The organism is Bradyrhizobium sp. USDA3010, from assembly GCF_056429065.1.
This window is the reverse complement of sequence record NZ_JBWJZD010000001.1, coordinates 570,888-596,977: the sequence shown is the minus strand read 5'-3', so window position 1 is coordinate 596,977 and position 26,090 is coordinate 570,888. Positions and strand designations below refer to the sequence as shown.

General features: G+C 65.0%; 23 protein-coding genes and 1 tRNA gene. 15 read left to right on the top strand and 9 right to left on the bottom strand.

Annotation, left to right across the window (positions count from 1 at the left end):
* Positions 1-44: 44 nt before the first annotated feature.
* The 3 genes from yidC to rpmH are packed head-to-tail and all read right to left on the bottom strand — an operon-like array spanning position 45 to position 2,482.
* Positions 45-1,916, bottom strand: coding sequence for a membrane protein insertase YidC (gene yidC / locus AC066Y_RS02625; protein ID WP_478272513.1), 1,872 nt, complete (start codon positions 1,914-1,916; stop codon positions 45-47).
* Between the two features lie 3 nt (positions 1,917-1,919).
* The gene (gene rnpA / locus AC066Y_RS02620; protein WP_478272512.1) at positions 1,920-2,315 is read right to left on the bottom strand and encodes a ribonuclease P protein component; all 396 of its coding nucleotides are present in this window, start codon (positions 2,313-2,315) and stop codon (positions 1,920-1,922) included.
* 32 nt (positions 2,316-2,347) lie between these two features.
* On the bottom strand, positions 2,348-2,482 hold the full coding sequence (gene rpmH / locus AC066Y_RS02615) for a 50S ribosomal protein L34 (RefSeq protein WP_008542748.1): 135 nt from the start codon (positions 2,480-2,482) through the stop codon (positions 2,348-2,350).
* A 364-nt stretch (positions 2,483-2,846) separates the two neighbouring features.
* Between rpmH and AC066Y_RS02610 the strand changes: the two genes are divergently transcribed.
* The 3 genes from AC066Y_RS02610 to AC066Y_RS02600 all read left to right on the top strand — a co-directional run bounded on the left by AC066Y_RS02610 (position 2,847) and on the right by AC066Y_RS02600 (position 5,118).
* Entirely contained in the window at positions 2,847-4,325 is a 1,479-nt protein-coding gene (locus tag AC066Y_RS02610; RefSeq protein WP_478272511.1) for a sensor histidine kinase, read from the top strand.
* 152 nt (positions 4,326-4,477) lie between these two features.
* Positions 4,478-4,554: transfer RNA gene (locus AC066Y_RS02605), tRNA-Arg, on the top strand.
* A 345-nt stretch (positions 4,555-4,899) separates the two neighbouring features.
* Complete coding sequence (locus AC066Y_RS02600; RefSeq protein ID WP_478272510.1) at positions 4,900-5,118, top strand: hypothetical protein; 219 nt, start codon at positions 4,900-4,902, stop codon at positions 5,116-5,118.
* On the opposite strand, the gene AC066Y_RS02595 is transcribed toward AC066Y_RS02600, so the two are convergent.
* The 6 genes from AC066Y_RS02595 to AC066Y_RS02570 form a co-directional block, all read right to left on the bottom strand.
* Positions 5,096-6,592, bottom strand: coding sequence for a sugar ABC transporter ATP-binding protein (locus AC066Y_RS02595; RefSeq protein WP_478272509.1), 1,497 nt, complete (start codon positions 6,590-6,592; stop codon positions 5,096-5,098). The two genes, AC066Y_RS02600 and AC066Y_RS02595, sit on opposite strands and share 23 nt — an antisense overlap.
* The gene (locus tag AC066Y_RS02590) at positions 6,589-7,686 is read right to left on the bottom strand and encodes a hypothetical protein (RefSeq protein ID WP_478272508.1); all 1,098 of its coding nucleotides are present in this window, start codon (positions 7,684-7,686) and stop codon (positions 6,589-6,591) included. The genes AC066Y_RS02595 and AC066Y_RS02590 overlap by 4 nt, the downstream gene beginning before the upstream one ends.
* Entirely contained in the window at positions 7,683-9,806 is a 2,124-nt protein-coding gene (locus AC066Y_RS02585; RefSeq protein ID WP_478272507.1) for an ABC transporter permease, read from the bottom strand. The genes AC066Y_RS02590 and AC066Y_RS02585 overlap by 4 nt, the downstream gene beginning before the upstream one ends.
* Positions 9,807-9,883: 77 nt before the next feature.
* Positions 9,884-10,900 (bottom strand): sugar ABC transporter substrate-binding protein, encoded by a 1,017-nt coding sequence (locus tag AC066Y_RS02580; protein ID WP_478272506.1) that lies wholly within the window; start codon positions 10,898-10,900, stop codon positions 9,884-9,886.
* Between the two features lie 41 nt (positions 10,901-10,941).
* On the bottom strand, positions 10,942-11,913 hold the full coding sequence (locus AC066Y_RS02575; protein ID WP_207833677.1) for an ABC transporter permease: 972 nt from the start codon (positions 11,911-11,913) through the stop codon (positions 10,942-10,944).
* Positions 11,914-11,931: 18 nt separating this feature from the next.
* Positions 11,932-12,639, bottom strand: a complete 708-nt coding sequence (locus AC066Y_RS02570; protein ID WP_478272578.1) for a TetR/AcrR family transcriptional regulator — start codon at positions 12,637-12,639, stop codon at positions 11,932-11,934.
* Between the two features lie 420 nt (positions 12,640-13,059).
* On the opposite strand from AC066Y_RS02570, the gene AC066Y_RS02565 reads away from it, so the two are divergent.
* From AC066Y_RS02565 to AC066Y_RS02510, 12 genes are all read left to right on the top strand, one after another.
* A complete protein-coding gene (locus AC066Y_RS02565; protein WP_478272505.1) occupies positions 13,060-13,830 on the top strand; it encodes an STN domain-containing protein in 771 nt (256 codons plus the stop codon).
* Positions 13,827-14,555, top strand: a complete 729-nt coding sequence (locus AC066Y_RS02560; protein WP_478272504.1) for an energy transducer TonB family protein — start codon at positions 13,827-13,829, stop codon at positions 14,553-14,555. Before AC066Y_RS02565 ends, AC066Y_RS02560 begins: the two co-directional genes overlap by 4 nt.
* A 201-nt stretch (positions 14,556-14,756) precedes the next feature.
* On the top strand, positions 14,757-15,299 hold the full coding sequence (locus AC066Y_RS02555; protein WP_229171442.1) for an RNA polymerase sigma factor: 543 nt from the start codon (positions 14,757-14,759) through the stop codon (positions 15,297-15,299).
* A 462-nt stretch (positions 15,300-15,761) separates the two neighbouring features.
* Positions 15,762-16,745, top strand: coding sequence for a FecR family protein (locus tag AC066Y_RS02550; protein ID WP_478272503.1), 984 nt, complete (start codon positions 15,762-15,764; stop codon positions 16,743-16,745).
* Positions 16,746-17,020: 275 nt separating this feature from the next.
* Entirely contained in the window at positions 17,021-18,679 is a 1,659-nt protein-coding gene (locus tag AC066Y_RS02545; RefSeq protein ID WP_478272502.1) for a ShlB/FhaC/HecB family hemolysin secretion/activation protein, read from the top strand.
* Positions 18,679-20,712, top strand: coding sequence for a DUF2341 domain-containing protein (locus AC066Y_RS02540; RefSeq protein WP_478272501.1), 2,034 nt, complete (start codon positions 18,679-18,681; stop codon positions 20,710-20,712). The genes AC066Y_RS02545 and AC066Y_RS02540 overlap by 1 nt, the downstream gene beginning before the upstream one ends.
* Positions 20,713-20,717: 5 nt before the next feature.
* Positions 20,718-21,122, top strand: a complete 405-nt coding sequence (locus AC066Y_RS02535; RefSeq protein WP_092122695.1) for an ExbD/TolR family protein — start codon at positions 20,718-20,720, stop codon at positions 21,120-21,122.
* 20 nt (positions 21,123-21,142) lie between these two features.
* The gene (locus AC066Y_RS02530; protein ID WP_478272500.1) at positions 21,143-21,676 is read left to right on the top strand and encodes a hypothetical protein; all 534 of its coding nucleotides are present in this window, start codon (positions 21,143-21,145) and stop codon (positions 21,674-21,676) included.
* On the top strand, positions 21,673-22,482 hold the full coding sequence (locus AC066Y_RS02525) for a TonB C-terminal domain-containing protein (protein ID WP_478272499.1): 810 nt from the start codon (positions 21,673-21,675) through the stop codon (positions 22,480-22,482). The genes AC066Y_RS02530 and AC066Y_RS02525 overlap by 4 nt, the downstream gene beginning before the upstream one ends.
* 63 nt (positions 22,483-22,545) lie before the next feature.
* A complete protein-coding gene (locus AC066Y_RS02520; RefSeq protein WP_478272498.1) occupies positions 22,546-24,444 on the top strand; it encodes a putative porin in 1,899 nt (632 codons plus the stop codon).
* A 2-nt stretch (positions 24,445-24,446) separates the two neighbouring features.
* On the top strand, positions 24,447-25,040 hold the full coding sequence (locus AC066Y_RS02515; protein ID WP_478272497.1) for a hypothetical protein: 594 nt from the start codon (positions 24,447-24,449) through the stop codon (positions 25,038-25,040).
* Positions 25,037-26,086, top strand: coding sequence for a peptidylprolyl isomerase (locus AC066Y_RS02510; RefSeq protein ID WP_478272496.1), 1,050 nt, complete (start codon positions 25,037-25,039; stop codon positions 26,084-26,086). Before AC066Y_RS02515 ends, AC066Y_RS02510 begins: the two co-directional genes overlap by 4 nt.
* Positions 26,087-26,090 lie beyond the last annotated feature (4 nt).

Here is a 26,090-nt window from a genome sequence, read left to right as displayed (position 1 = left end):
GCACAAGGCCGGGCATGACGCAGTGATAGATCGGGCGCAGGAAGCTATGTCGGCTTCTTGGCGAAGGTCGACTTCAGATTGTCGAATAACTCCACCTTGACGCCATTCTTGCGCATGATGAAGCTCTGCTGCAGCACGGAGAGCGTGTTGTTCCAGGCCCAGTAGATCACGAGACCCGCCGGGAAGCCGGCCAGCATGAAGGTGAAGATCAGCGGCATCCAGTCGAAGATCATCTTCTGGGTTGGATCCGGCGGCGCCGGGTTGAGCTTCATCTGGACCCACATCGTGATGCCCATGATGATCGGCCAGATGCCCATCACGAGATAGGCGCCGATATGCGGTCCGAGCAGCGCGATCGGATCGAATGGGATCAGCCCGAACAGCGTGAACAGATTGGTCGGATCGGGCGCGGAGAGGTCCTTGATCCAGCCGAAGAACGGCGCGTGCCGCATTTCGATGGTGATGAACAGCACCTTGTAGAGCGAGAAGAACACCGGGATCTGCAAGGCGACGGGAAGACAGCCGGCGATCGGGTTGATCTTCTCTTTCTTGTAGATCTCCATCATCTCCTGCTGCTGCTTCACGCGGTCGTCAGGATAGCGTTCCTTCAGCGCCTGCAGCTGCGGCTGCACCGACTTCATCTTCGCCATCGAGGCGTAGGACTTGTTGGCGAGCGGGAAGAACAGCAGCTTCACGATCACGGTCACCAAGAGGATTGCGATGCCGAAATTGCCGACCAGGCGATAGAACCAGTCGAGCGCCAGGAACATCGGCTTGGTGATGAAGTAGAAGTGGCCCCAGTCGATCAGGAGATCGAAATGGTTGAGGCCGAGCTGCTTGTTGTAGCCGCCGAAGCCGACCAGCGGGAAGTTGAGGCCGACCGTGGCGGCCTCCTTTGCGCCGGCGAACAGCCGCGCGTTGGCAACGCCGGTGCCGCCGATCGGAATGGTCTGCGCGCCGAGCATGTAGTCGGCCTGGTAGCGCTTGTCGCCGGTGGTGAAGCGGGCGGTGTCGAGCGTCGCATTGGTTTCCGGCAGCAGCGCGGTGGCCCAGTATTTGTCGGTGATGCCGAGCCAGCCGTCGGTGACCTTCGAGAACACGACGCCGCGCGAATTTCCGCCGGTCGGGGTCTTGGCCTCGTCGAGGTTCTTGTAGGTGTATTCCTGCAGGCCCTGTTCGCCGAGATAGCCGATCGGGCCTTCGTGCAGGATCGCGTAGCCGGAGACCGGCGGCTTCCCGCCGCGCGAGATCAGGCCGAACGGATACAGCGTCACCGGCGTGCTGCCGAGATTGTTGACCTCATCCTTGATGCTGAAGAGGTAGCGATCGTCGATCGAGATGGTGCGGCGGAAGGTCAGGCCCTGGCCGTTGTCGTATTTCAGCGTCACCGGGGTGCTTGGCGACAGGCTGTTCGACCCCTCCTGCTGCCAGACGGTTTCGGCGTTCGGCGTCTTCACCGACGAGCCGTTGGCGGTCAGCCACAGGAACTCGGCATAATAAGGCTCGGCGGTGCCCGACGGCGACAGCAACACGACGGCCGGCGATGTGGGGTCGACCGTCTCGCGGAACTGGACGAGCGCCAGATCGTCGATCCGGGCGCCCTTCAGCGCGATGCTGCCGATGACGCGCGGGCTCTCGATCTTGATGCGCGGGCCGGCCGCGAGCACCGTCTCGCGGCTCGCCACCGGCGCGTCGGCACCGGGCGCGGCCGCTGTCGGTGACGGCGTCGCGGAGCTTCCGGGAGCGGCGCCGGGAGCAGCACCAGGGGTCGCCTGCGGTGCCGGCTTCAACAGCTCGGCCTGGCGCTGCGCCTCGCGCTGCTTCTCCATCTGCGGCACGTTATAGAAATATTGCCAGGCGATCAGGACGAGGCCCGACAGAATGACGGCGATGATCGTGTTGCGGTTGTCGGACATCTCTTAGGGTCTCGTCATTCCATTCGGATTGGGAGCGCTCTTGTTACCCGCCTTGTCGGTACCCGTCTTGGGCGCAGGCCGGTCGAGGCGGCGCAGCGCCGACCGCAGGTCGTCAATCATGGTCGCAAAGTCGCGGGTCAGCGCGTCACGACGGCCGACTAGCACATAATCATGGTGCGGCCGCATGAATACGGCATCGATCCGTCTTATCACTTCGCGAAGCCGGCGGCGGATGCGATTGCGCTCGGTCGCGGTGCCGTTCTTCTTGGTGACGGTATAGCCGACGCGGATCGGGCCCTGATCGTCGCGACGGCGGCCCTGTAGCACAAAAGCTGCGGTATTCGCCCGTGCGCCATTGGCAACGGCGAGGAAATCCGCCCGCTGCCTCAGCCGATCCATAATGGGTATCTCCGGAGAGGAGACGTCCGGGCTCAGGCGCTCAGGCGCTTGCGGCCGCGCGCACGGCGCGCAGCGAGGACCTTGCGGCCGCCGGCCGTGGCGAGACGGGCGCGGAAGCCGTGACGGCGCTTGCGCACCAGTTTGCTGGGTTGATAAGTCCGCTTCACGGGTAATTCTCCGCTGACCGGGCAATTTGCCGTTGTATTGAGATGGAGTCCGATGATGCTGGCAGGCCCAAGCGAGCCGATTACGGCCCCAAATGAGCCGCCCCCGGTCAAGAACCGGGCCATCGCGGACAGTTGGCGCGGCTTATAAGGGAGCGCCCTGTTTTCGTCAATGTCACAGGGCGTCGCAAAGAGGCTTCTTTGAAACGTCGCAATTGGGGCGAATATAACTGTTTTCGCGGGGTTTTTGCCGGTGAGGAGCGCTTTGGGGCGTTCGGGGAACCGCCGACATTAGCGATCCGTAATTTGACCGGCTTGGGGGCCGGGCCCCATCTTCCGACCCCTAAGCCAAACAAGGCCTTATCTTGTGGCTATAACTGACGATCAGGCGACCGCGCAGAAGCAGCGGCCCAAGCCGCCCCTTCGGCTCGGGCTGTCGGGCAAGCTGTTGCTGCTGACGATCCCCCTGGTGATGATCGCCGGGCTCCTGATCTACGTGCCGGCCATCGCCAACTTCCGGATGAACCGGCTCAATGACCGCCTGGCCGCCGCCAACACCGCGGCGCTGGTGCTCGATGCCGCCCCGTCCGGCCTGGTGCCGGATTCGCTGGCGCGGCAGATCCTGACCAGCATCGGCGCCCGCGCCGTCGCCATCAAGCTCGGCCAGCAGCGCCGCCTGCTCGCCAGCGCCGACCTGCCGGCCGCGATCGACCATGATGTCGACATGCGGGCCATGACGGTGTGGTCGGCGATCGTCGATGCCTTCGAGATCATGCTCGAGCACGGTGACCAGACCATCCGCGTGGTCGGACCCGCGCCGGGCCAGGCGCAATTCATCGAGGTCGTGATCGACGAGAAACCGTTGCGGCAGGCGATGTACCGCTTCTCGCGCAACGTTCTGGTCGTCGCGCTCCTGATCGCCGGCCTGACCGCCGGCCTGGTCTACCTGGCGCTGCATTATCTGTTCGTCCGCCCGATGCGGCGGCTGACCGCGAGCCTCGTCGGCTTCCACGAGAATCCGGAGAGTTCGGCGCGAATCATCGTGCCCAGCCAGCGCGGCGACGAGATCGGCGTTGCCGAGCGCGAGCTGTCGGACATGCAGCGCGACCTCGTCTCGATGCTGCATCAGAAGAGCCGGCTTGCCGCGCTCGGGCTCGCCGTCTCCAAGATCAATCACGACCTGCGCAATCTGCTGGCGTCCTCGCAACTGCTGTCGGACCAGCTCGCCAGCGTGCCCGATCCGCGGGTGCAGCGCTTCGCGCCGAAGCTGCTGCGCTCGCTGGAGCGCGCCATCGCCTTCTGCCAGTCGACCTTGTCCTATGGCCGCGCGCAGGAGGCGGCGCCCGACCGCCGCGTGATCATGGTGGAGCCTGCGGTTGCCGAGGTGCGGGAATCGGCCGGGCTCGCGACCGACGTATCGATCACCTGGATCAGTGCGATCGAGCGCGGCCTCACCATCGACGCCGATCCGGACCAGCTGTTCCGCGTGTTGCTCAATTTGGTGCGCAATGCGACGCAGGCCCTGGAAAGCCGGCAGGACAGCGACGGCGGGGCCCAGCAGATCCGCATCACTGGACGCCGCGAGGGGACGGTTGCGATCATCGAGGTCTCCGACACCGGCCCCGGCGTTCCGGCCAAGGCGCGCGAGCATCTGTTCGAGGCGTTCCAGACCTCCGGCCGCCCCGGCGGCAGCGGACTGGGCCTTGCGATCGCCGCCGAGCTGATCCGCGCCCATGGCGGCCATATCCATCTGGTCGAGGGCACCATCGGCGCCACGTTCCGGATCTCGATCCCGGATCGCCCGGTGGAACTGCTGTCGGTCCGCAGCGAGCGGGCGAGGGCCTGAGGCCATTCCGGTAACCCAGGGCGGCTATAACAGCGGCCGAAATTGGCGTTTCCAGACCTTGCCAACCGGACCGGGAGCCTGTAGCTAGAGCGCTCTTTCGCGACGCTCCGGGGCTCCCGGAGCCGTGCGGGCTTAAGCCCACCTGCGAAAATGCGCCCGTAGCTCAGCTGGATAGAGCATCAGACTACGAATCTGAGGGTCGGACGTTCGAATCGTTCCGGGCGCGCCATTTTCCGATTGCAGCAAGTCCCGACCGGCGTCGCGCTCAGGATGGATGAGACGGCAATTTCGATACGGAAGCACTGCCATGTTGTTCGATCAACGGAAAGCCAAGGCGCAATCCGGCACTGGCGGAAGTGAACCACCATCAGTTCCTTGGCTGTCGGGCGGTACGACCGGTGTCTTTGTTTCCATTTGTTTCCCGGTCGATAGCAGTTTCGCGGCGTCGCTACCCTAGATACGCTGGCCCCGATTTCACCGGCGTACGTCGCGGGCAGCCGCAGAGCAGGGCCGCAGTACCGGGATGAGCGGAGCGGACATCCGCTGCGCATTGCTCGCTGTCCCGATGCGCTTCATGACTCGCTGCAACGTGGTGCCCGGACGGCTGCTCGGTGTCTTCATGACGGACGCCAACAAGGAGGCCGCCGGCGCGGCGCACCTGATCCTTGCGCTGCGGCCCAAACGTGCTGATTCCTCCTTTTGCGACAGCGCCTCGCCGACCAGCGCCAATCATCTGCCGCCGGCGCGGCGCGCCCGCCGTGACTGCGGCATCAATGAATCGCCGCATACATGATCTTCTCCTCGGTCGCTTCGACCGCGGAGAATTCCTCGACCACCTTGCCCTGGCGCGAGACCAGGATGCGGTCGGAGAGGGCCATGATCTCGGGCAGATAGGATGAGATCACCACCACCGCCCTGCCTTCGTCGGCGAGCTGGTTGATCAGCTCGTGGATCTCGACAATGGCGCCGACGTCGACGCCGCGGGTCGGCTCGTCGAAGATGATCAGCTCGGGCTCCTGCACCAGCGACTTGGCGATCACCACCTTCTGCTGGTTGCCGCCTGAAAGCTCGACCACCTTGGCCTCGTCTCCGATGGCGCGGACCTTCAGCCGCTGGGTCCAGGTCTTGCCCACCGTGTTGGTCTCGCGCCGCGACAGCATCATGCGGCCGCCTGGAAACTTCGACAGCAGGCCGAGATAGATGTTGCGGGCGATCGAGGCGGTCTCGAAGAAGCCCTCGACCTTGCGATCTTCGGTGACATAGGCGATGCCGGCCTTCACCGCCGGCGCCGGGACCCGGTAGCGCACCGGCTTGTCATGCAGCAGGATCTCGCCGCCATGGAAGAAGTCGCGCTTCAGCACGCCGGATACGATCTTGAAGGTCTCGGTGCGGCCCGCGCCGACCAGGCCGAACACGCCGGTGATCTGCCCGGCAAACACCGACAGCGAATTGTTCTTCACCATCGGCGCCATCTTGAGGTTCTGCACCGTGAGCACGCGCGCCCCGGCGGGCCGGACGCTGGTCTTCCTGGCGCCATACAGCGTGTTTGAAAGGTCGCGCCCGACCATCGCCTGCACGATCGCAGCGCGGTCGAACTTCGCCGCGTCGTCGGTGACGACGTGCTTGCCGTCGCGCAGCACGGTGATCCGGTCGGCGAGCAGCAAGGCCTCTTCCAGCGCATGCGAGATGAAGATGATCGAGACGCCGCGCTTCTTGAGGTCGCGGACGAGGTCGAAGAAGTATTTCTTCTCTTCAGGTGTCAGCGATGCGGTCGGCTCGTCGAAGATGATGACCTTGGCCTTGTGCAGGACCGCGCGCGCGATCTCCACCATCTGCTTCTTGGCCGCGCCGAGTCCGCTCACGGTCGCGGTCGGCGTCACGTCGAAATTCAGCGATTGCAGGAATTGCTGGGCGGCGATGTAGATGCCGCGCAGCCGGTTGTAGAATTTCTCCTGCCCGAGAAACAGGTTCTGCGCCACCGTCATGGTCGGCACCAGGCTGTTCTCCTGGAACACCATGGCGATGCCGAGATTGCGGGCCTCGAGCGGCGTGCGCGGCGCGACGTCGGAGCCGTCGACCGTCATGCTGCCCGACGTCAATGTCACGACGCCGGCCATCACCTTGGTCAGCGTCGACTTGCCGGCGCCGTTCTCGCCGACCAGTGCGTGGATCTCGCCGCGGCGAAGGTCGAAGTCCACGCCCTCGATGGCGGGCACGCCGGCGTAAAGCTTGGTGGCCTTGCGCAGCGAAAGCACGGTGTCGCTCATGAGCCAACCTCCTCGGCAAGCCCGGCGAGGGGCAGTTTCAGCACGCGGCCCGGTCCCTTGGCGATCAGCACGAGGTCGCTGCCCAGCTCGAGCGCTGCCACGACGCCGTGATTGCTGCCGTCGACCCGGCTGTGCAGCGAATAGAGCGGCTTGCCATCTTCGCCCAGCCGGATCACGAGGCCGTAGGAGCGCGGCGGCGCCCACGGCTTGATCACGCCCATCGTCTTGATGTGCGCGCCCTGCATCGGCTCCTTGAACGAGAAGCCCGAGCGCAGCCGCGGCGCCACCCAATAGGCCGGGTCGATCTCGGCCATCATGCGGCGCCGATAGGCCGGCTCGCGCAGCACGAATTCGATCAGCTGGGTGCGTGCGGTGAACGCCGTGAGCCAATAGCCGCCGCCGGTGGCCTTCGACAGCCGCGACGGATAGACCGGCAGGTGGCCGAGCACGACCTGCGGCGGCCTGCCATCCGCGACAAGCACGAGGCGATGCCGCCAGCTCTCGCTGACCAAGACGCCATCGCCGCGCGCGCAGGCGCCGAAAGCGTAGCCGAGCTTCGAGGCCAGCGGCTTCACCGATCGGTTCCTGGGATCCAGCCGGAACACGCGGCCGTTCCGGTTGAGCTCCAGCAGGTCGCGCGCCCAATCGTCGACGCCGCAGGTCGTCGAGCCGTCTGTCGCGATCAAGGTCCCGTCATCCGCCAGCGTCAGCGCGTTGACCGCATTGAAGGCGGCGTCGCTGAACGTCACGCTCGGCTCGGCCGATGAGGGATTGGCGTAGAGGCGCACCTCGCGGCCGCCGAGCGCGACCGCGAGGCCGCCGTCGGCGAGCATACAGAGTGCGGAAATCGGCTGCTCGAAGCCGCGCAGCTCGGTCGCGGCGCTGCCGTCGAGGCGCAGCAGACGCCGGCCGTCGGCGACATAAAGGTTGCGGCCGTCGGTCGCGAGATCCTCGGGCGCCTCGCACTCCAGCAAGGTGGTCGCGGCCTCCAGTTTCTGGTTCGGCTTGAGCGCGCCGTCGAACGACGGCACGGTGATGGTGGCCTCGCCGCGGCCGAGGAAGCGGTTGGCGAATTCCCTGACAGCCGCGATCACGACGCTTTCCCCCAACGCTTGTCATACTGCACGAAGTTCGGGTCGGCGTTGGTCAACTTGTAGCGGCCGATCCGGTTGTTCATGATGCCGCCGAGATAGAGATAGCCGCGATGCTCGCGCATCGAGGTGATCATCGGATGGTTCTCGCCGCGCAGGTCCCAGAACGATTCGAGGATCTTGCCCTGCTCGTTGAACTTGACGACGCAGCCGGTGTTGATGTTCGGGAACAGCCATTCGTCGACCGGGACGCGCTTCGCCATGCGGCGGCGGAATCCCGGCATCTTCCAGGCGAGGTCGAGCGAGGGGCTGCGCATGCCGACCAGCGCCAGCCAGTAATTGCCGTCGGAGGCGAGGTTGATGTTGTCGGGATAGCCCGGCAGATTGTCCATCACCACCTCGACCCGGCCCTTCTTCGGCCCTGCGAACCACAGCCGCTTGATCGAGCAGCCGAAGGTTTCGGCGAACAGGATCGACTGGCCGTCGCTGGCGACGCAGATGCCGTTGGGGAATTTGAGGCCGCGCAGCGCCGTGTGCGTCGCGCCGGTCTTGGTGTCGTAGCAGATGATGCGGCCGTTGCCGCGGGCCTCGAGGCCGTCGATCGGCCATTCGTCCATCTCGTAGCGCACGGTGGCTTCCGAGAAGAAGATCAGGCCGTCGTCGGTGATGTCGAGGTCGTCGGCCAGTCGCAAGCGGCTGTCGTCGTTCACCGAATGCATGCTGCGATTGGTCTCGTCGGTCGCCTTTTCCACGGTGCCGTCGGGCGTGATCCGGTACAGGCCCATGCCGCCGATGCAGACATAGAGATTGTCCTGCCGGTCGAACGCCATGCCGAGCGGCTGACCGCCGATATGGGCGAACACTTCCATGCGCTGATAATCGGGCGCGAAGAAGCGCATGATGTCGCCGTGGCGCGAGCCGGCGTAGAGATTGTCGTTGCGGTCGAGGATCACGTCCTCCGGCGCCTCGATGCGGCCGAGACCGATCAATTCGACGTCGCGCAGCTTGTCGTTCTGCTCGAACGGGCCGCCCTGGCCGATCTCGGTGGCCGGGGGCGGCGGCAACGCGTGATAGGTCGGCGCGACATAGACCTTGCTGATGATGCGGGTGCGGTTCTTCTGCCAGCGGATGTCGACCATCGCGGCGATCAGCAGGATGCCTGCGAGCGCCATGCGGTTGATGCCGCCGCGCGCATTGAGCGTGGTCAGGCCATTGGTGATCAGGAGCACGATCAGCACGCCGACCAGCGATTTGGCGACCGAGCCCTTGCCGCCGCCGAGCGTGATGCCACCGAGCACGGTCGCGGTCAGCACAATCACCTCGAGGCCGACGCCGATGTCGCCGCCGACAGTGCCGAGCCTGGCTGCGAAGAACAGCGCGGCGATGCTGGTCAGCACACCGCTTGCGACGTAGCACAGCGCGATGGTGCGGCGAACCGGAATGCCGGAATTGTAGGCCGAACGGCGCGATCCGCCGATCGCGGTGATGTGCCAGCCCGGGCGCAGCCGCGTCATGAAGATATGGCCGAAGATCGCGATCGCGATGTAGACCAGCGCGACGCTCGGAATGCCGAACACGTCGCCGCCGCCGATGAAATTCCAGGACGGGATGTCGGGAAAGGCCGCGGCGATCGAATTGGAGTAGCGCTGGATCAGAAGATCGAACGCCGAACGGTAGATGATCAAGGTGATCAGCGTGGTGATGAAGGCGCGCAGCCGAAGGTATCCGATCAGGACGCCGTTGACGGCACCGAGCAGCGCGCCGCAGGCGAGGGTGGCGACCACCACCGCAGGCACCGGCCAGTTCAACACGTCGAGCAGATAGAGCGCGCAGAAATCCGTCAGCGCGAAGATCGAGCCGACCGACAGATCGATGCCGCCGACGATGACCACCAGCGCCATGCCGAGCCCGATGAAGCCGATCTCGCCGGCCTGCCGCGCGGTGTCGGCAAGGCTCGCCGGCGACAGGAAGTGATCGATGGAGCGGCTCAGCGCGAAGCCGACGATCAAAAGCAGAATCACCGGGATGGCGGTCTCGGTCCAACGCTTGGACAGGATCTCGCCGAGGAGATGATCCGGCCAATAGCGGTAACGCAGGCTCGTCAGGGTATCGCGCATCGGCATTCCAGCAGGGCGTTGGATTTTGGGAGATCGACGTCCCGGGCAGAGCGCGCCCGGGACGTCAAGCGGACGTGGCCGGATTATTTCTTCAGGTCACTGAGATTCCAGCACGCGGTCTGGCTGTCGGCGTTCTCCTTGGTGATCGGAATCAGGGTGGTGTATTCCGAACCCTTGATCGAGCCGGCCTTGGCGCCGGACGACAGCAGCCATTTGATGGTGCCGGCCATCTGCGCGGCCTGGGTCGGCACGTCGTAGCTCAGGTTGAGATCGAAGGCGCCGGACTTCACGAGCTCGCAGGCGCCCTTGCGCTCGCCGCCCCCGGAGGTCGCGACGAACACCTTGCCGGTCAGACCGGCTTCCTTCACCGCGGCCGCGGTGCCGATGTCCATGCCGTCCCAGAAGCCGACGATGCCGCAGAGATCGGGATTCTGCTTCAGCACTGTCTGGGTGATCGCCTTGGCCTTTGCCGCATCCCAGTCGGCCGCCTGGCTCGAGACCACCTTGATCTCGGGATGCTTGGCGAGCACGTTCTCGACGCCCTTGAGCGTGTAGGCGCTGGCCGCCGCCGAAAGCGCGCCCTGTACGATGGCGATCTTGTTCGACTTGCCCTGGCAGGCCTTGACCACGGCTTCAGTGTCCTTCTCGCCGATCTCGATCCAGTTGGCGCCGACGAAGGCTGAAGAGCGATAGGCCGATCCCATGTTGATCTGGATGACGTAGATGCCTTCGTTCTCGGCGCGCTGCAGCAGCTTGGCGTAGGTCTGCACGTCCGGATTGTGGATCACCATCACGGCCGGCTTCTCCGAGATCAGCGAGGTCACCGCCTGCGCGCCGGCATTGGTGTTCCAGTTGGGATCGCGGATCTCGAACTTGACGCCGAGCGGCTCGAGCTCCTTCTTCATGCCGGCATACCAGCCTTCGGTGAGGTCGAAGTTCATGGCGACCGGAACGTAGGCCACCGTCTTGCCGGCGAGCGCCTCCTTGAACGGCTTCTGGAACGGCTCGTCCAGGCCCTGCTGGGCCAGAGCCGGTGCGGCGATGGCCGCGAGCCCGAGCGCTGTGGCGATCACCTTGGCAGTCCTGACAGCGTACTTCATTGCTTCCTCCTTGGTCGTGATTGATCTTTTTGTAGCTTGGTTCAGATGTCGCCCTGCTGTGCGGTTTCTTCGTTGCGCGGATTCAGGAATGAATCCGTGATGACGGCGAGCAGCAGGACGACGCCCTTGACGAGGTTTTGCCCGGCGTAGGAAATGTCCATGATGGTCATGCCGTTCAGCATGGTGCCGATCAGCAGCGTTCCGATGATGACGTTGAGCACGCCGCCTCGGCCGCCCGACAGCCCGATGCCGCCGAGCACGACGACGAGAATGACGTCGTAGATCAGGGTCGAATTGAAGACGCGGGTCGGCATCGAGTTGACCGACGCCGCCATCACCAGGCCTGCAAAGCAGCCGATCAGGGCCGCGACGACATATTGCAGCACGATGATCGGCCGCGAGGGGATGCCGGTGACGCGGGCCGCATAGGGATTGTCGCCGATCGCGTAGATATAGGCGCCCCAGCGTGTCTGCCGCAGCAGGAAGGCGACCACCACGCAGGCGATCGCAAACATCACGATCGAGGTCGGGATACCGAGGATGGTGCCTTGTCCAAGCCGCTCGAAGCCCTGCATGCCGTCGCTCCACTGCACGACGTCGAGCTGAAACAGCGCGGCCTGTCCAAGGCCGGCGAGCAGCAGGCCGGTCGCCAGCGTCGCAAACAGCGAAGGGACCTCGGCGTAGGCGATCAGCCAGCCATTGACCAGGCCGAAGGCGATCGTGAGCAGCACGGCCGTCAGCAGCGAGGCCGGCAGCGAGTGGCCATTCTGCACCATCTGCAGCACGAGACCCGGAGGCACCGCGAGGGCTGCGATCAGCGAGATGTCGATGCCGCGCCCGATCACGACCAGCGCCATGGCAAGCCCGAGAATGCCGAGCACCGCCACGTTCTGCAGCAGCGTCAGCATGTTCTCCGGCGTCAGAAAGCCGCGCAGGAAAATCGAGAACGCCAGGAAGAGCACGGCGAATACGGCGAAGACGATCTCCTGTTGATTGAACCGCAATCGCTTCATTCCTCGTCCTTCCTGCTGCTATGGCTGCGCTGTCGGCCTGGATCTCGTGCGGGAGCCGGTCGTGATGCGACCCGGCCGCGTCCTGCCGGCGACCGCGGCGTCGACGAAGGCACCGACGGCGTTGATGTAGGCCTCGATCGAGGTGCCGCGTCTGCGGTACTTCGCGCGCTTGACGTACCAGTCCTGCAGCAGCGGCTTGATCAGCGAGGCCGTCAGCGTGACCTGGTCGATGGCGAACACCCCGCTGGCGACGCCTTGTTTGAGGACGTCGGCGATGATCTTCTCGGTCATCACCTCCATCTCGATGGCGCGCTGGCGCTCCGCGGGCGGAAACGACTTTGCTTCCATGAAGGAGAACACGAACCAGGGCTGCATCGCCTCGCTCATGCGAACGTGGGTGGCGATGATCCAGTGCAGGTGCTTGCGCGCATCCTGCTTCACGCTGGCGGGCGGTGCGGTGAGGACCTCGGCGGCCGTTTCGGCGACCTCGCCGAGGATCATCGACAGCAGCGTCGGCTTGCTGTCGAAATAGGTATAGAGGCCGCCCATGCTGAGGCCGGACGCCTCCGCGAGCTGGCGCAGCGTGGTGGCGTGAAAGCCGTGCCTGTTGGAAAGCGTCAGCGTCGCGCCGATGATGCGCGTGAGGTTCGGAACGGCGAGATGCGGCTTCTGGACCCGGATGGAATCCCGATGACGTTCGAGAATGCGTGCGCAAAGCACGTCCATCGCGAACGCATTCGTCCCCGGCCGCTGACGCGCGAGACCCACGTTGCCTCCCTGGCTATGTCCCCGGACCATTCATTTTGGTCGCCGATCCGGGCCGGGCTTTGCGCCCTTGCTCAATTCCTAGCCCACGAACTGCCGTTCGGAAAAGGGGGATGATCAATTTTTCTGAGAGAGCGCTCGCTCGTTTTTTGGCCCGCGCCGCGTCGCTTGCCTGGAGCCCGGCGCCGCTCCGGCGCTGTTCGGGAACTTTTCGCGCTGAAAGGTCAGCACAAATTCCCGGCACTACGGCCGATCATGCTGCCGGTTAGACGGCCGTCACATTCCAGATATAAAGAACGCAGGCTCGCCGGCCGGACGGTCAACCCGCACAGACATGCTGGCCGAATTTCACCCACGGTCACTTTGGGCCGAAGCAAGGTTATGACGGCAGTCGGATCATATGGTGCACGCGCGGGCGCTGCGATCGGCGCTGGCGCTCCGGGAGCCTCCGCAACGTCGCGGTATCTGTTCGGGATTTGTGCTGCGCTGCTGATCGGCAGCATCTGCGCGGTTGCCGCGCAGCAGCGCGACACCGTCACGGCATCCGCAGCGATCGAATTCAACATCCCGGCCCAGCAGCTTGCGAGCGCGCTGCAGGCTTATGGCGAACGAACCGGCGTTCAGGTGCTCTATGAGAGCAATTCTGCGACGGGACGGAAGTCGACATCGGTCGAAGGCAGCCTCACGCCCGAGGATGCATTGAATGTGCTGCTGGCGGGAACCGATCTAAAGGTCCAGTACATTCGTCCGGATGCCATCACGCTTGCTTCGCGCGTCGCGCGCGCCGACCATCCGCCGGCGAGCCCGCTTGCGACCGCGGATCTGTCGCTCGGCACGCTGCAGGTGCGGGCGAGCAGTGACGGCAACGATACCGGCGCGCTGCGCGACTACAGCGAAAGCCTGCAGCTCGACCTTCAGAAAGCGTTGCAGAAGAATATCGGGTCTCGCGGCGGCAGCTATCAGCTCGTCGTCGATCTGTGGATCGATCCCTCGCGCACGATCCAGCGAACCCAGCTGTTGCGATCGACCGGCGATCAGAACCGTGATGCCGCCGTGACCGCGGCGCTGCAAGGATTGACCGTCAGCCGAACGACGCCCGCGAATGCGTCGCAGCCGGTGCGGATCGCGATCCGGGTGAAATCGTTCCAATGATCGACAACGACACCAGCGGAGCGGATGGCGTGCGCGGCTTGAGGCCGATGACGCTGCTGTTTCATCCCGAGGATCCGAGCGCGTGGACCTCGGGCGAGGTGTTGCGTCTGCTCATGGTGCCGGCGATCGCGGCCCTGCTGTTCGTCGGGGGAATCTACTGGATCCGGTTGCAGCCGCCGGCTGGACCGGCAAGCCGGGAGCAGAGCTCGATCGTCCAGGTTCGGTTGTTGCCGAGCCCATCGCCTGCGCCGATTCCGGTTGCGCCCGTGTCGCAGCCGCAAACCGCGACCCTCGCAAGCCGGACCGAGGTGTCGCTGGAGAGCTCCGATCCGCCGCTCGACAATCTGACCGCGGCCCCGGCGCGGGAGCCGATGCCGGCGGAGCCGGCCGTGCCGAGTCTGCGTCCGACGCCGTCGCCCGCCGATGCGCCGCCCAACAGTGTCGCCGTGAAATTTCAGCAGGCGCTGCTTCGTCACGTGGCACGCTACCAGCGCTATCCGAACGCGGCGCGGCTTGGTCGGCTGCATGGGGCGGTCGAGACGCTGTTCTCCATGCAGCGGGACGGCACCCTGCTCGATGTCTGGGTCAAGACCAGTTCCGGACAGGCCGTGCTCGACAAGGCTGCGGTCGACGCGATCCGGCGGGCGCAGCCGCTACCGTTGATCCCGTCGGCGCTACCCGACCGGCTCAATATTCAGATCACTTTGGTCTTCGACCCGGCCTGATCCAATTATGCGGGCCCGTTCGGCTTCGCAAGCGCGAGCAGCAGTTCATTGTTTGGATGTGACGCGATGCAACCAGCTTGCGTGTCGTTCGGTGTCGACTTGTTGCCGTCATAAATGTGTTGTGCGCGGCCGTTACGAGATGGGCAGCTTCAAGAACAATTCAATCTGGATATCGGGCTGGTGTCTGGGAGGCCGCGGAACGTGGCTGAAATCAATCGAGTGCGGCTGCGGGGCCAGCTTGCAGATAACTACGACGGGCTGGTCAAGAAATTGACCCGCCGCCTGGGATCGTCGGACTTCGCGTACGAAGCCCTGCACGAGACGTTCCTGCGGCTGGAGCGGGTCACTGACGCGGTGCCGATCCGCAGCCCCGCCGACTATATCTTCCGTATCGCGATCAACATCGCCCGGGATCGCCAGAAGGCGCAGAATCTCCGCGTCAGCGCAGCCGAAATCGATTCATTGCTCGACGTCAGCGACGACGGACCGAGCCCGGCGCGAATCGTCGAGGCGCGCTCCGATATTGATGCCTTCAAGCGTGCCTTGGCCGAATTGCCGGAGCGGCCGCGCGATGTGCTTTATAGTATTACGATCGAGGGACGGACGCCGAGCGATGTGGCAACCCGCCTCGGTGTCAGCGTGCGAACGGTGGAAAGCGATTTGAAGTTGGCGCTGAGCCATTGTGCCGATTGCCTCGACTATACTCTGATCCGTCGTCTCGGCGGTCCGCGTCCCCGTACGTGATCGCATTCGCCGCGGCCGCGGCGCATGCCGTCACGCGGAGCCGGCCGTAGAAATTTGTTGCCGGAACTATTTCCAACAACTGCAGGCGCTTGACCTGAAATCAGGGGCACAAGCTGCAGGATTTTCAAACTCTGTTCTGCGGGATAGCGGGCCTTCCGTCGTCTATAGGGTAGAGCGCGATCTCATAAGGACCGTTTGGGTGCGTCGGAAAGGTTCGCCGGAAGTGTTGCGCCGCTTGAAAACACGCGCGGGCCTGATCGGCCCGGCATGCGATCGCCGCGCGGCCTCCCGGCGCGCGACCGGGAGCAAGCTGCGATTGCCGGATGTTTCTGCCTGCGTTGTGCGCAACGGCCGATTGCGGTGCCCTGCTGCCGTCGGAATCGTCTATAAAGCGACCTTCGCTATGTGCTCGACGCGATCAGGAGGTTGAGGTTTGGCGAGCAGGGTGATGAGCAATCCGTCGTGAACGAGCCGCCCCGCACTTCCGGGCCCGATCCGTTGCTGGATGAGGCGCTTGACTGGGTTGTTCGGCTGAAAGCCGGCGCGCCGACCCGCGCTGACGTCGACGCGTTGCAACGCTGGCGCGCGCAAAGTCCCGACCACGAGGATGCTTTCAGGGCGGCGGCCCGGTTGCTCCGCAGCGCCAGCGCCGCGGCCAAGGAACTCGCCGATGAGCAGGCCGCAGCGGCCCCTGTGGTGGCGTTGCCGCCCCGGCCGTCACGCCTCTTGACGCGCCGCATCGTGCTCGGCGGTGCGATCGCAGCCGCGGCCGGCTATGTGATGATCCGCCCGCCGCTCGACATGTGGCCGTCGATCGAGGAGCTCTCGGCCGACTACCGGACCGGAAAGGGCGAACAGCGCAAGGTGATGCTGGCGCCCGACATTTCGGTTGAATTGAACACCCAGACCAGCCTTGCGCTGCGGCCCGCGCCGAACGAGACGCGGGTCGAGTTGATTTCGGGCGAGGCCTCGGTGGTCGCCCGCAGGTCGTCTTCGACGCCGCTGGTGATGCTGGCGCGCGACGGACGCATCAGCGCGCTGCAGGCCGATTTCAACGCGCGCTGCCTCGATGGCGTGGTTTCGGTGACGTGCCTCGACGGCATCGTCACCGTCGAGCAGGACGGCCGTTCCGTACAGCTTCGTAAAGCAGAACAGGTCACCTATTCGCGCGCGGGCTTGCAGGCATCGCTTCCGGTCGACGCCAAGCAGGTCGCGGCCTGGCAGACCGGATTGTTGATCTTCCGCGACCGGCCGCTGGCGAGCGTCGTCGACGAAGTGAACCGGTACCGCGCCGGAAAGATCATCATTACCAACGCGGAACTGAAACGTCGGCTCGTCAACGGCACTTTCCAGGTCGACAAGCTCGACAATTTCGTCGCCCAGGTCGAGCAACTGTTCGGCGCGCGGATCACATCGCTGCCTGGCGGTGTGGTGCTGATGAGCTGACGACATTCGCCGAATCGACGCCACGCCGTTCGATTTCCTAACAAACCAAAAATTTCTTTTGCGCTGCCGCAGATTCTTTTGCGGGTTTGCGTTCGCCCAGTCGTCTTCTGAGTAAGGCGTCGTCATCGCGGCCTTCCTGTCGCGATGGCGCGCGTCTGCGCGAAGTAAGTGGGACGTCTGTGCGTAGTCGAAGAGATCATTGGGCTATTGGGCATCGTCAGCGATGCCGGATCGGGTTGTGCGTGTCGGCTGCGGCACTCACCGTGGTTGGCTCCGTGGCAGCCATCGTTCCGGCGCGCGCGGCGAAGGAAGCAGCGAAAGATGCAGCTACGGCCGCAGCGCCGGCGGCGGACAAGCAGCCGGCGCAGGCGAATGCACCGGCGCAAAAGCCGTCGGCGCCGCTGCAGCGCTTCGACATCGACGACTTCGCCGTGCAGGGCGCCGATAGGCTGCCGCAGGTCGAGATCGAGGAGGCGATCTATCCCTTCCTCGGTCCGAACAAGACCTCGGAGGACGTCGAGAAGGCGCGGGCCGCGCTGGAGAAGGCGTATCACGACAAGGGCTTCCAGACCGTCAGCGTCGCGGTCCCGCAGCAGAACGTGACCGGCGGTGTGGTCACTCTCAAGGTGACCGAGCTGAAGGTCGGGCGGCTGCGCGTGAAGAATTCGCGCTATTTCGATCTCGACCGGATCAAGGACAGCGCGCCTTCGCTGAAGGAGGGCACCGTTCCCAATTTCGGTGACGTCACCAAGGACATCGTGTCGCTCAACCAGTGGCCGGATCGCCGCGTGACTCCGGCGCTGCGTGCCGGCGTGGCGCCGGGCACCGTCGACGTCGATCTCAATGTCGAGGACAAGGCGCCGTTCCACGCCAGCCTCGAAGCCAACAACCGGCAATCGCCGTCCACCACGGCGAGCCGCGTCTCCGCCACCGTGCATTACGACAATCTGTGGCAGCTCGGGCATTCCCTGAGCTTCACCTATCAGGTCGCGCCGGAGCGCCCGAGCGATGCCGAGGTTTTCTCCGGCTCCTACATGGCGCGGATACCGAACGCCGATTGGCTCAATCTGCTGTTCTACAGCGTCAAGTCGAACAGCAATGTCGCGACGATCGGCGGCACCAATGTGGTCGGTCCCGGCACCATCATCGGCGAGCGCGCCGTGATCACGCTGCCGACGCGCGAGGGCCTGTTCCACACGCTGTCGGTCGGCATGGACTACAAGCATTTCGACCAGACCGTGAAGCTCGGCACCGACGGGTTCTCGTCACCTGTTACTTACTATCCCGTCGTCGCGACTTATGGAGCGACGTTCCAGGAAGAGAAGTTCACGACGCAGTTCAATGCCGGCGTCACCTACAACATCCGGACGCTGAGCAGCCCGTGGGACGAGTTCGACGCGAAGCGCTTCAAGGCTTCGCCGAGCTTCACCCACCTCAACCTCGACGTCTCGCATACCCAGGAGCTGCCGGAAGGGTTCCAGCTCTACGGCAAGGTGCAGGGCCAGATTGCCGACGGCCCGCTGGTCTCGAGCGAGCAGTTCAGCCTCGGCGGTCTCGATACCGTTCGCGGCTATCTCGAGTCCGAGGTGCTCGGCGACAACGGCGCGGCCGCCAATTTCGAGCTGCGCACCCCCAATGTCGGCAGCATGCTGCAAGGCGAGCTCAAGAGCGAAACCGGCGACGGCAAGCCGCGCTTCATCACCTTCAACGATTGGCGCTTCTTCACGTTCTTCGATGCCGGCTACGCGTCGATCCAGCAGCCGCTGCCTGATCAGCAATCGTCATTCGTCGCATGGAGCTACGGCCTCGGCACCCGATTCAAGACCTTCGAATATTTCAACGGCATGGTCGCGCTTTCGGTGCCCGGGGTCGCTCAACAATACACGCACGCAAACAGTCCGCGCGTGAACTTCCGAATCTGGGGTGAATTCTGATGGGGATGGGTCTTACTCTCGAGCGGGGCACGCGCCGGCCGGCGCTGCGCCGAGGCATTGCGAACGCCGCGACGGCATTGTTGTTCGGGCTCGTCGCCCTGGTGGCGTCGCTCGCGCCCGCCAATGCGTGGTGGAACGACGAATGGTCGCTGCGCAAGAAGATCACGATCGACGTCAGCGCGTCGGGCGCCAACGTCACCGATCCGATCGGCGGGGCGCCGGTGCTGGTGCGGCTGCATGTCGGCAACTTCCGCTTCAGCTCGGCGAAGGACGACGGCAGCGATCTGCGGTTTGTCGCCGGTGACGACAAGACGCCGCTGAAGCATCACATCGAGAAGTTCGATTCGCTGCTCGGCGAAGGCCTGGTCTGGGTCGCGGTGCCGAACATCGCGCCGGGCGCGCGGACCGATATCTGGCTCTATTACGGCAACAAGAAAGCGCTCGCGACCAGCGATCCCAAGGGCACTTACGATCCGGATACGTTGACGGTCTATCACTTCAACGAGCGCGGCACGCCGGCGATCGATTCCTCGGTGTGGGCCAACAACGCCCAAAGCGTCGGCCAGCCGGCGGACGGTTCGCTGATCGGGACCGGCTTGCGGCTCGACGGCCGCGCGCCGGTAACCGTGCCGGCCTCGCCGTCGCTCGCGTCGCCGGATGGTGCTGCGCTGACCTGGTCGGCCTGGATCAAGCCGGCCGCCTTGCAGCCCAACGCCGCGCTGTTCAGCCGGCGTGACGGCGCCAACGCACTGGTGGTCGGTGTCGACAATGGCAGCCCGTTTGTGGAGGTCACCAATGCGGGCTCCGTGCAGCGCTCGAGCGCCGGAGCACCGGTGGCAGCCGGCAGCTGGCATCATGTCGCCGTCGTCGCCGGAAACGGTCAGGTCACGCTCTATCTCGACGGCGTATCCTACGCCGCGCTCAGCGCGAGCCTGCCCGCCCTCAATACCGTTGGCCTGATCGGAGGAGACTCGTCGACCTCCAGTGCTTCTCCGATCGCGCCTGCGCCGGCCCCGTCCGCAGCAACACCATCAGTGCCCCCTGATGCGCCGGCTGCGGACGGTGGCGCCGCGCCCGCGGCGACGCCGGATGCGGCGGCAACGCCGGCGCCCGTAGCCGCCGCGATGGCCGGCTTCGTCGGCGACATCGACGAGCTGCAGATCAGCAAGGTCGCGCGGCCCGCCGGACTCATCAAGGTGATGGCGATCGGGCAGGGCCCCGACCATGCCAAGCTGATGGCATTCAGCGTCGACGAGGAGACTGCAAGCTGGCTGTCCGGCTACTTCGCGGTGATCCTGAAGTCGGTGACGCTCGACGGCTGGGTGGTGATCGGCATTCTGCTGATCATGGCCGCGGTCAGCTGGGTGGTGATGTTCGACAGAGCCTCGTATCTCAGCAAGCAGGCCAAGGCGAATGCCCAGTTCATGAAGGGGTTCCGCGAGATCGCGGCCGATCTCACCATGCTGGATCGCGGCGACGCCGACGATATCTCGACGCTGGGCGGACGCCTCACCGAGGCCGACGCCAAGATGATGCGTTCGTCCTCGCTCTACCGTATCTACCACATCGGCGCCGCGGAAATCCGCCACCGCTTCAGCAACTCGCAGCGCGCTCCGGTGCTGTCGGCGGTCTCGATCGCGGCGATCCGCGCGGCGCTCGATAGCGGCGTCGTCAAGGAGATGCAGCGCCTCAACCGCCTGATGGTGGTGCTGACCATCGCGATCTCCGGCGGACCGTTCCTCGGCCTGCTCGGCACCGTGGTCGGCGTCATGATCACCTTCGCGGCGATCGCGGCGAGCGGCGACGTCAACGTCAACGCGATCGCGCCCGGCATCGCTGCGGCGCTGGTCGCAACTGTCGCCGGTCTCGGCGTCGCGATCCCGGCGCTGTTCGGCTACAACTACCTGATCTCCCGGATCAAGGATCTGACCAACGACATCCAGGTCTTCGTCGACGAGTTCGTGACCAAGATGGCGGAATTCTATTCCGCCGACCGGCCGGACCCGGTCGAACACCGCATCGCTGCGGAGTAACGGCCATGCAGATCCAGGCCGACTCCAAGCCCTATGACGACATCAACATCACGCCGATGCTGGACCTCGCCTACGTGCTGCTGGTGATCTTCATCATCATGACGACGGCGACCGTGCAGGGCCAGAAGGTCAATCTGCCGAAGGCCTCGGCGGCGCCGAGCCTTGCGACCCAGACCACCAAGGCGATCACGGTCGCCAATGACGGCAAGATCTTCCTCGACACCATTCCGGTGACCTTGGCCGAGCTCGAGCAGCGGCTGATTCAGCAGAAGGCGTTGACGCCGGAATTTCCGGTGGTGCTGCGCGGCGATGCGCAGGCGCAGTACCAGAGCGTGATGGATGTGTTCGATCTGCTCAGCCGTATCGGCCTGAGCCAGGTCGGGCTCGCCACCAAACCGCTCGTGAAGTGAGCCAGTCGGGAAGCGGCGCCATGATCACGCAGCCATCACCTTTCCCGCTGACCGAGCGCAGGACGCTGCGGTCGTGGCTGAGCGGCATGATGCGATCATTCGATCACGGCTGCGGTGCCGCGGACGTCACGCGCGCCGAGCCCGTCTCGCAGGTGCCGATCGGCGCCGGTATTGGCGCGGAGTTCGGTGTGGTGCCGGTCGCCGCGGACGTGCGCGATGAGCCGCGCGGCGAGGTGGTGGCATTTCCCGTCCATGGCGAGGCCCTGCTGGTCAAGCTCGCCGATGTGCTGCGCCGGCACGTCGCAGGCCGCGAGCCCGCTGACAACCCGCTGCGGCTGACGATCTCGCGATGCCCGTGGGCCCGCCTGTCGATCGACGCGATGGCCTATGTCGACTATCTGAGCGAGGTCGAGACCTTTCACGCAGCGATCGAAGCAGGCCCCGACACCAAGGTCATCCTGAAGACCACGGACTTCGACGCGCTTGCCAGCTTCGTCATGCAATACGTCAATGACAGGCTGCTCGACCGCGCCTCGGTGGAGGCCGCGCCATGAACGCGCCGATGCGGGACCAGAACGCGCGTGCCGCGCCGTCAGCCGACGATCACGATGTTGCCGTCGCGCCCGCAACAGCCGCGGCGCCGCCGACGGCTGCCCGCAACACGGCCGCCCGGAAGAGCGAGCGCAGCGCGCTGCTGCGCTACGGCGCGGTGGTGGCGGTGGTCGCGCTGTTCCTTGGCGGCATCGTCTATTTCTTTCTCGGTCACGACGATCTGCCGCCGCCGCGTCAGGTGCGCGATCTCACCATCGTCAATGTGACGCTGCCGCCGCCACCTCCGCCTCCGCCGCCACAGCCGCAGCCCGAGCAGAAGATGATCGAGCAGCCCAAGATGGCGGAGCCCGAGTTCAAGGAAGAGAAGCCGGTCGACAAGCCGAAGGACGAACCGGCCAAGGACGCCAAGAACGACGAGCCGCCCGGTCCTCTGTCGCTCGATGCCAAGCCGACGGGACCCGGCGATCTGTTCAATCTCGGCGGCAAGCCCGGTGGCAACCCGTATGGCGGAGGCGGCGGCGGTGGCAGCCGCTGGGGTTGGTACACCACGATCATCACCTCGCAGGTCGAGGCGGCGATCCGCGCCAATCCGAAGACCCGCAACATGGCGACGCAGATCCAGGTGCGGCTGTGGGTGGACGGCTCCGGCCACGTCACCCGCGTCGTCCTGACGCCGTCCTCCGGCAATCCGGAGATCGATGCGGCGCTTCGCAACGAGGTGATCGGAAGCCTGACGCTGCGCGAGCCGCCACCCAAGGACATGCCGATGCCGGTGGTCACGCGCGTCACCGCGCGACGGCCGAGCTGACCAGACCGACTGACGAACGACCAACCTTCGAAATTCAATGTGCGAGTGAGAACTGGGGGACTGATGTTTAAGAAACGAGCTCACGCAGAATGGCGCGCGTTGCCGCTTGCGGTGTCGCTGAGCGCGCTGGCCTGCGCAACGCCGGCCGTGGGCCAGACCGCGGACCAGGCTGCCGAGCAGGGTCCCGCCGCCGCGGCGAAGCGGACCGACGCAAAGAAGCCGAAGGTGTCGAGCACCAAGCCGACATCGTCGAATGCCACCGTCAACCTCGTCAATCTGCTGGTGCAGCAGGGTGTCCTCAAGGAGGAGCAGGCCCAGGCGCTGATCAAGCAGGCCGAGGACGAGGCCTATGTCTCCCGCCAGGCCGCCAAGGACGCCACGACCAAGGCCGACGACGCCACCAAGGCCGCAACCGCCGCCGCCGCGGCGGCGCAGCCGCCCGGCACGCGGCACGTCACCTACGTTCCCGAAGTCGTCAAAAGACAGTTACGGGAAGAGATTAAGCAGGAGGTGATGGCCAAGGCGCAGAAAGAGAACTGGGCGTCGCCCGGAACCTACCCGGAATGGGCGCAACGCATCCGCTTCTATGGCGATGCGCGCGTGCGCTATCAGGGCAACTATTTCCCGACCGGCAACGACCAGGCCGGCGCAGCCAACTACAACGCGATCAATACGGGGCCGCCGTATGACATTTCGAGCACTGCGTTTGGTCCGACCTACGACGCCACGCAGGATCGCAACCAGTTCCGCTTCCGCGGCCGGCTCGGCATGGAAGCCGACCTGCTGTACGGGTTCACCGCCGGCCTGCGCATTGCCACCGGCGAGAACAGCTCGCCGGTGTCGACCAACCAGACCCTTGGCGGCGGTGGCGGCAACTTCTCGAAGTATGGCGTCTGGCTCGATCGCGGCTACATCAACTGGCAGACCTGGGGCGACGATCTGAGGATCTCGGCGGGTCGCATCGACAATCCATTCTGGTCGCCGACCGATCTGGTCTGGTACAGGGAGCTCGGCTTCGACGGTTTTGCCGTTCAGGCCAAGCACGAGGTGTGGGAAGGCTTCACGCCGTTTGCGGTGGGCGGTGCGTTCCCGATCTACAACACCGATTTCAATGCCGGCAGCAACCTACCGGCCGATCCGAGCAACCTGAACTCGCCGCCCAGCAAGTTTGCCAGCCACGACAAGTGGCTGTTCGGAGGCCAGGTCGGCTTCAATGCCCGGTTCAGCCCGGAATACTCATTCCGGTTCGGCGTTGCCTTCTACGACTTCGACAATGTTCAGGGCCAGTTCTCGAGCCCCTGCAGGGTCTCGTCCGCATCCGACGTCTGTGACACCGACCTGACCCGGCCGTCCTTCGCGCAGAAGGGCAATACCTATTTCCCGCTGCGTAACATCATCGCCGATCCTCCGGGCACCGGTAACAATGGCGGCACGATCAACCAGTTCGAATATTTCGGATTGGTCAGCCAGTACCGGCCGGTGGTCGTCAGCGGACAGCTCGATCTCGGACAATTCCATCCGACCCACATCGTGCTCGACGGCGAGTATGTCTACAACACCGCGTTCAGCCGCTCCTTCATGAACGCGGCCGCGGCAACCTACGGCGTGCTGATGAACAATCGCGGGCCGAGCCCGGATGGCGGCACCACGCCCGGCGCGTTCAACGGCGGCAATCAGGGCTGGCTCGGCCGCGTCACCGTCGGCAACAGGGAGATCAAGCATCTCTGGGATTGGAACGTCCACGCCGGCTACAAATACCTGGAATCCGACGCCACCATCGACGCTTTCGCCGACTCCGACTTCGGCCTCGGCGGCACCAACCTCAAGGGCTATTTCGTCGGCGGCAATATCGGTCTCGGCGAGAATGTCTGGGCGACCTTGCGCTGGATGAGCGCCAACAGCATCGCCGGCAGCCCCTATGCCGTCGACGTCCTCCAAGTCGACCTCAACGCGAAGTTCTGACCATGCGCACCGCACTCTTCGTCCTGATGATGGTGATCGGAGCATTGAGCTCCGGCACCGCATTCGCCCAGTCCGAGACCGACCGCCTGCGCGACGCCTTGCGTAGCGCGACGGCACAGACCCGCGCGCTGGAAGACCAGCGCACGGCGTTGCAGGCCAAGGTCGCCGACGCCGATCGCGAAAAGGCGGCGGCCAAGAAGGAGGTCGACGACCTCAAGGCGCAGCTGAAGAAGGCCGACAAGGAACATCGCGACGCCGTCGACGAGTTCAATCAGCGGCTCGCCGAACGCGACGAGACGCTGGAGAAGTGGAAGTCGGCGTATGAGGAGGCGGCCACCGTTGCCCGCACCAAGGACGCCGAGCGGGCCAAGTTCGAAGGCGAGGCCACCGCCTACAAGGCCAGCACCAAGAGCTGCATTGCCAAGAACACCCAGCTGATCAAGGCCGGCAAGGAGATGGTGCAGCGCTACAAGGACCTGACCATCGGCGAGATCGTGGTCTCGCGCGAGCCGATGATTCAGCAGCGCCGGGTCGAAATCCAGAATCAGCTGCAGGAAAGCCAGGACAAATTCCTCGATCAGAAGGTGAATCCATGACGACCGCCACTATCGTGAGGCCGCTTCGGTCGATCGGTCTCGCCGCCGCCGTTGCGGCTTTCGTTGCGCCGCTCGATGTCTCGGCGCAGGCTCAGACCCAGGCTCCCGCGCCGCGCGCCGTGCAGGCTCCGGTCAGGAAACCGCAGCCACAGCCTGCGGCGCAGGCGCAAGCCGCCGCCACGCCTGCGCCGGCTCCGGTCGCGGCCGCGCCGAAGCCCACCGCGCCCGAGAACGTCATCGCGCGGGTCGGCGAGACCAACGTCTCCGCCGATGATCTCCGCAGCTATGTCGCAGCCCTCGCGCCGCGCGAGCAGGCTGCGCTGGCCAAGGATCCGGCCATGCTCAGCCAGGCGGTCCGGCTGCTGCTCGCCAACCGCCTCGTGCTGCAGGAAGCGGTGGCGAAGAAGTGGGATCAGCAACCCGCCGTCGCCGCGCAGCTCGACCGGGCGCGCGAGGGCGCGGTGGTCGAGCTCTACCTGCAATCGGTGTCGACGCCACCGGCCAATTTCCCGAGCGAGGACGATTTGCAGAAGGTCTATGAGGCCAATCGCGCCGCATTCCTGATGCCGCGGCAATTCCAGCTCGCGCAGATCTTCGTCGCTGCTCCGAAGGAGGGCGACAAGGCCGCCGAGGACAAGGCGAAGCAGGAGCTCGACGACGTGCAGCGCAAGCTGAAGGCGCCGGGAGTCGACTTCGCGGCGATCGCGCGCGGCGACAACAACGCCGCCAAGGATGCCGGCGACCTCGGCTGGGTTGCCGAGAGCCAGATCCGTCCGGAGATCCGCAACCAGGTGATGGGGCTCGCCAAGAACAGCGTGTCCGAGCCGATCAAGCTCGACGACGGCTGGCACATCATCAAGCTGCTCGACACCAAGGCGTCCTATACCCGCACTCTGCCGGAAGTGCGCGACCAGCTGGTGCTGCAGATCCGCTCCGAGCGGTCGAACATGATGCGGCGGGCCTACCTCGCCGAGCTGCTGAAGCAACATCCGCCCGTCCTCAACGAGCTTGCACTGTCGAGCCTGCTCGACGCGTCGAAAAAGTAATACG

Coding starts and splice junctions, on each gene's coding strand:
- yidC (WP_478272513.1), bottom strand. CDS start 1,916: ATGTCCGACAACCGCAACACGATCATCGCCGTCATTCTGTCGGGCCTC.
- rnpA (WP_478272512.1), bottom strand. CDS start 2,315: ATGGATCGGCTGAGGCAGCGGGCGGATTTCCTCGCCGTTGCCAATGGC.
- AC066Y_RS02600 (WP_478272510.1), top strand. CDS start 4,900: ATGACTCGCTGCAACGTGGTGCCCGGACGGCTGCTCGGTGTCTTCATG.
- AC066Y_RS02595 (WP_478272509.1), bottom strand. CDS start 6,592: ATGAGCGACACCGTGCTTTCGCTGCGCAAGGCCACCAAGCTTTACGCC.
- AC066Y_RS02585 (WP_478272507.1), bottom strand. CDS start 9,806: ATGCCGATGCGCGATACCCTGACGAGCCTGCGTTACCGCTATTGGCCG.
- AC066Y_RS02580 (WP_478272506.1), bottom strand. CDS start 10,900: ATGAAGTACGCTGTCAGGACTGCCAAGGTGATCGCCACAGCGCTCGGG.
- AC066Y_RS02575 (WP_207833677.1), bottom strand. CDS start 11,913: ATGAAGCGATTGCGGTTCAATCAACAGGAGATCGTCTTCGCCGTATTC.
- AC066Y_RS02570 (WP_478272578.1), bottom strand. CDS start 12,639: ATGGACGTGCTTTGCGCACGCATTCTCGAACGTCATCGGGATTCCATC.
- AC066Y_RS02565 (WP_478272505.1), top strand. CDS start 13,060: ATGACGGCAGTCGGATCATATGGTGCACGCGCGGGCGCTGCGATCGGC.
- AC066Y_RS02560 (WP_478272504.1), top strand. CDS start 13,827: ATGATCGACAACGACACCAGCGGAGCGGATGGCGTGCGCGGCTTGAGG.
- AC066Y_RS02540 (WP_478272501.1), top strand. CDS start 18,679: ATGGGGATGGGTCTTACTCTCGAGCGGGGCACGCGCCGGCCGGCGCTG.
- AC066Y_RS02535 (WP_092122695.1), top strand. CDS start 20,718: ATGCAGATCCAGGCCGACTCCAAGCCCTATGACGACATCAACATCACG.
- AC066Y_RS02530 (WP_478272500.1), top strand. CDS start 21,143: ATGATCACGCAGCCATCACCTTTCCCGCTGACCGAGCGCAGGACGCTG.
- AC066Y_RS02525 (WP_478272499.1), top strand. CDS start 21,673: ATGAACGCGCCGATGCGGGACCAGAACGCGCGTGCCGCGCCGTCAGCC.
- AC066Y_RS02520 (WP_478272498.1), top strand. CDS start 22,546: ATGTTTAAGAAACGAGCTCACGCAGAATGGCGCGCGTTGCCGCTTGCG.
- AC066Y_RS02515 (WP_478272497.1), top strand. CDS start 24,447: ATGCGCACCGCACTCTTCGTCCTGATGATGGTGATCGGAGCATTGAGC.
- AC066Y_RS02510 (WP_478272496.1), top strand. CDS start 25,037: ATGACGACCGCCACTATCGTGAGGCCGCTTCGGTCGATCGGTCTCGCC.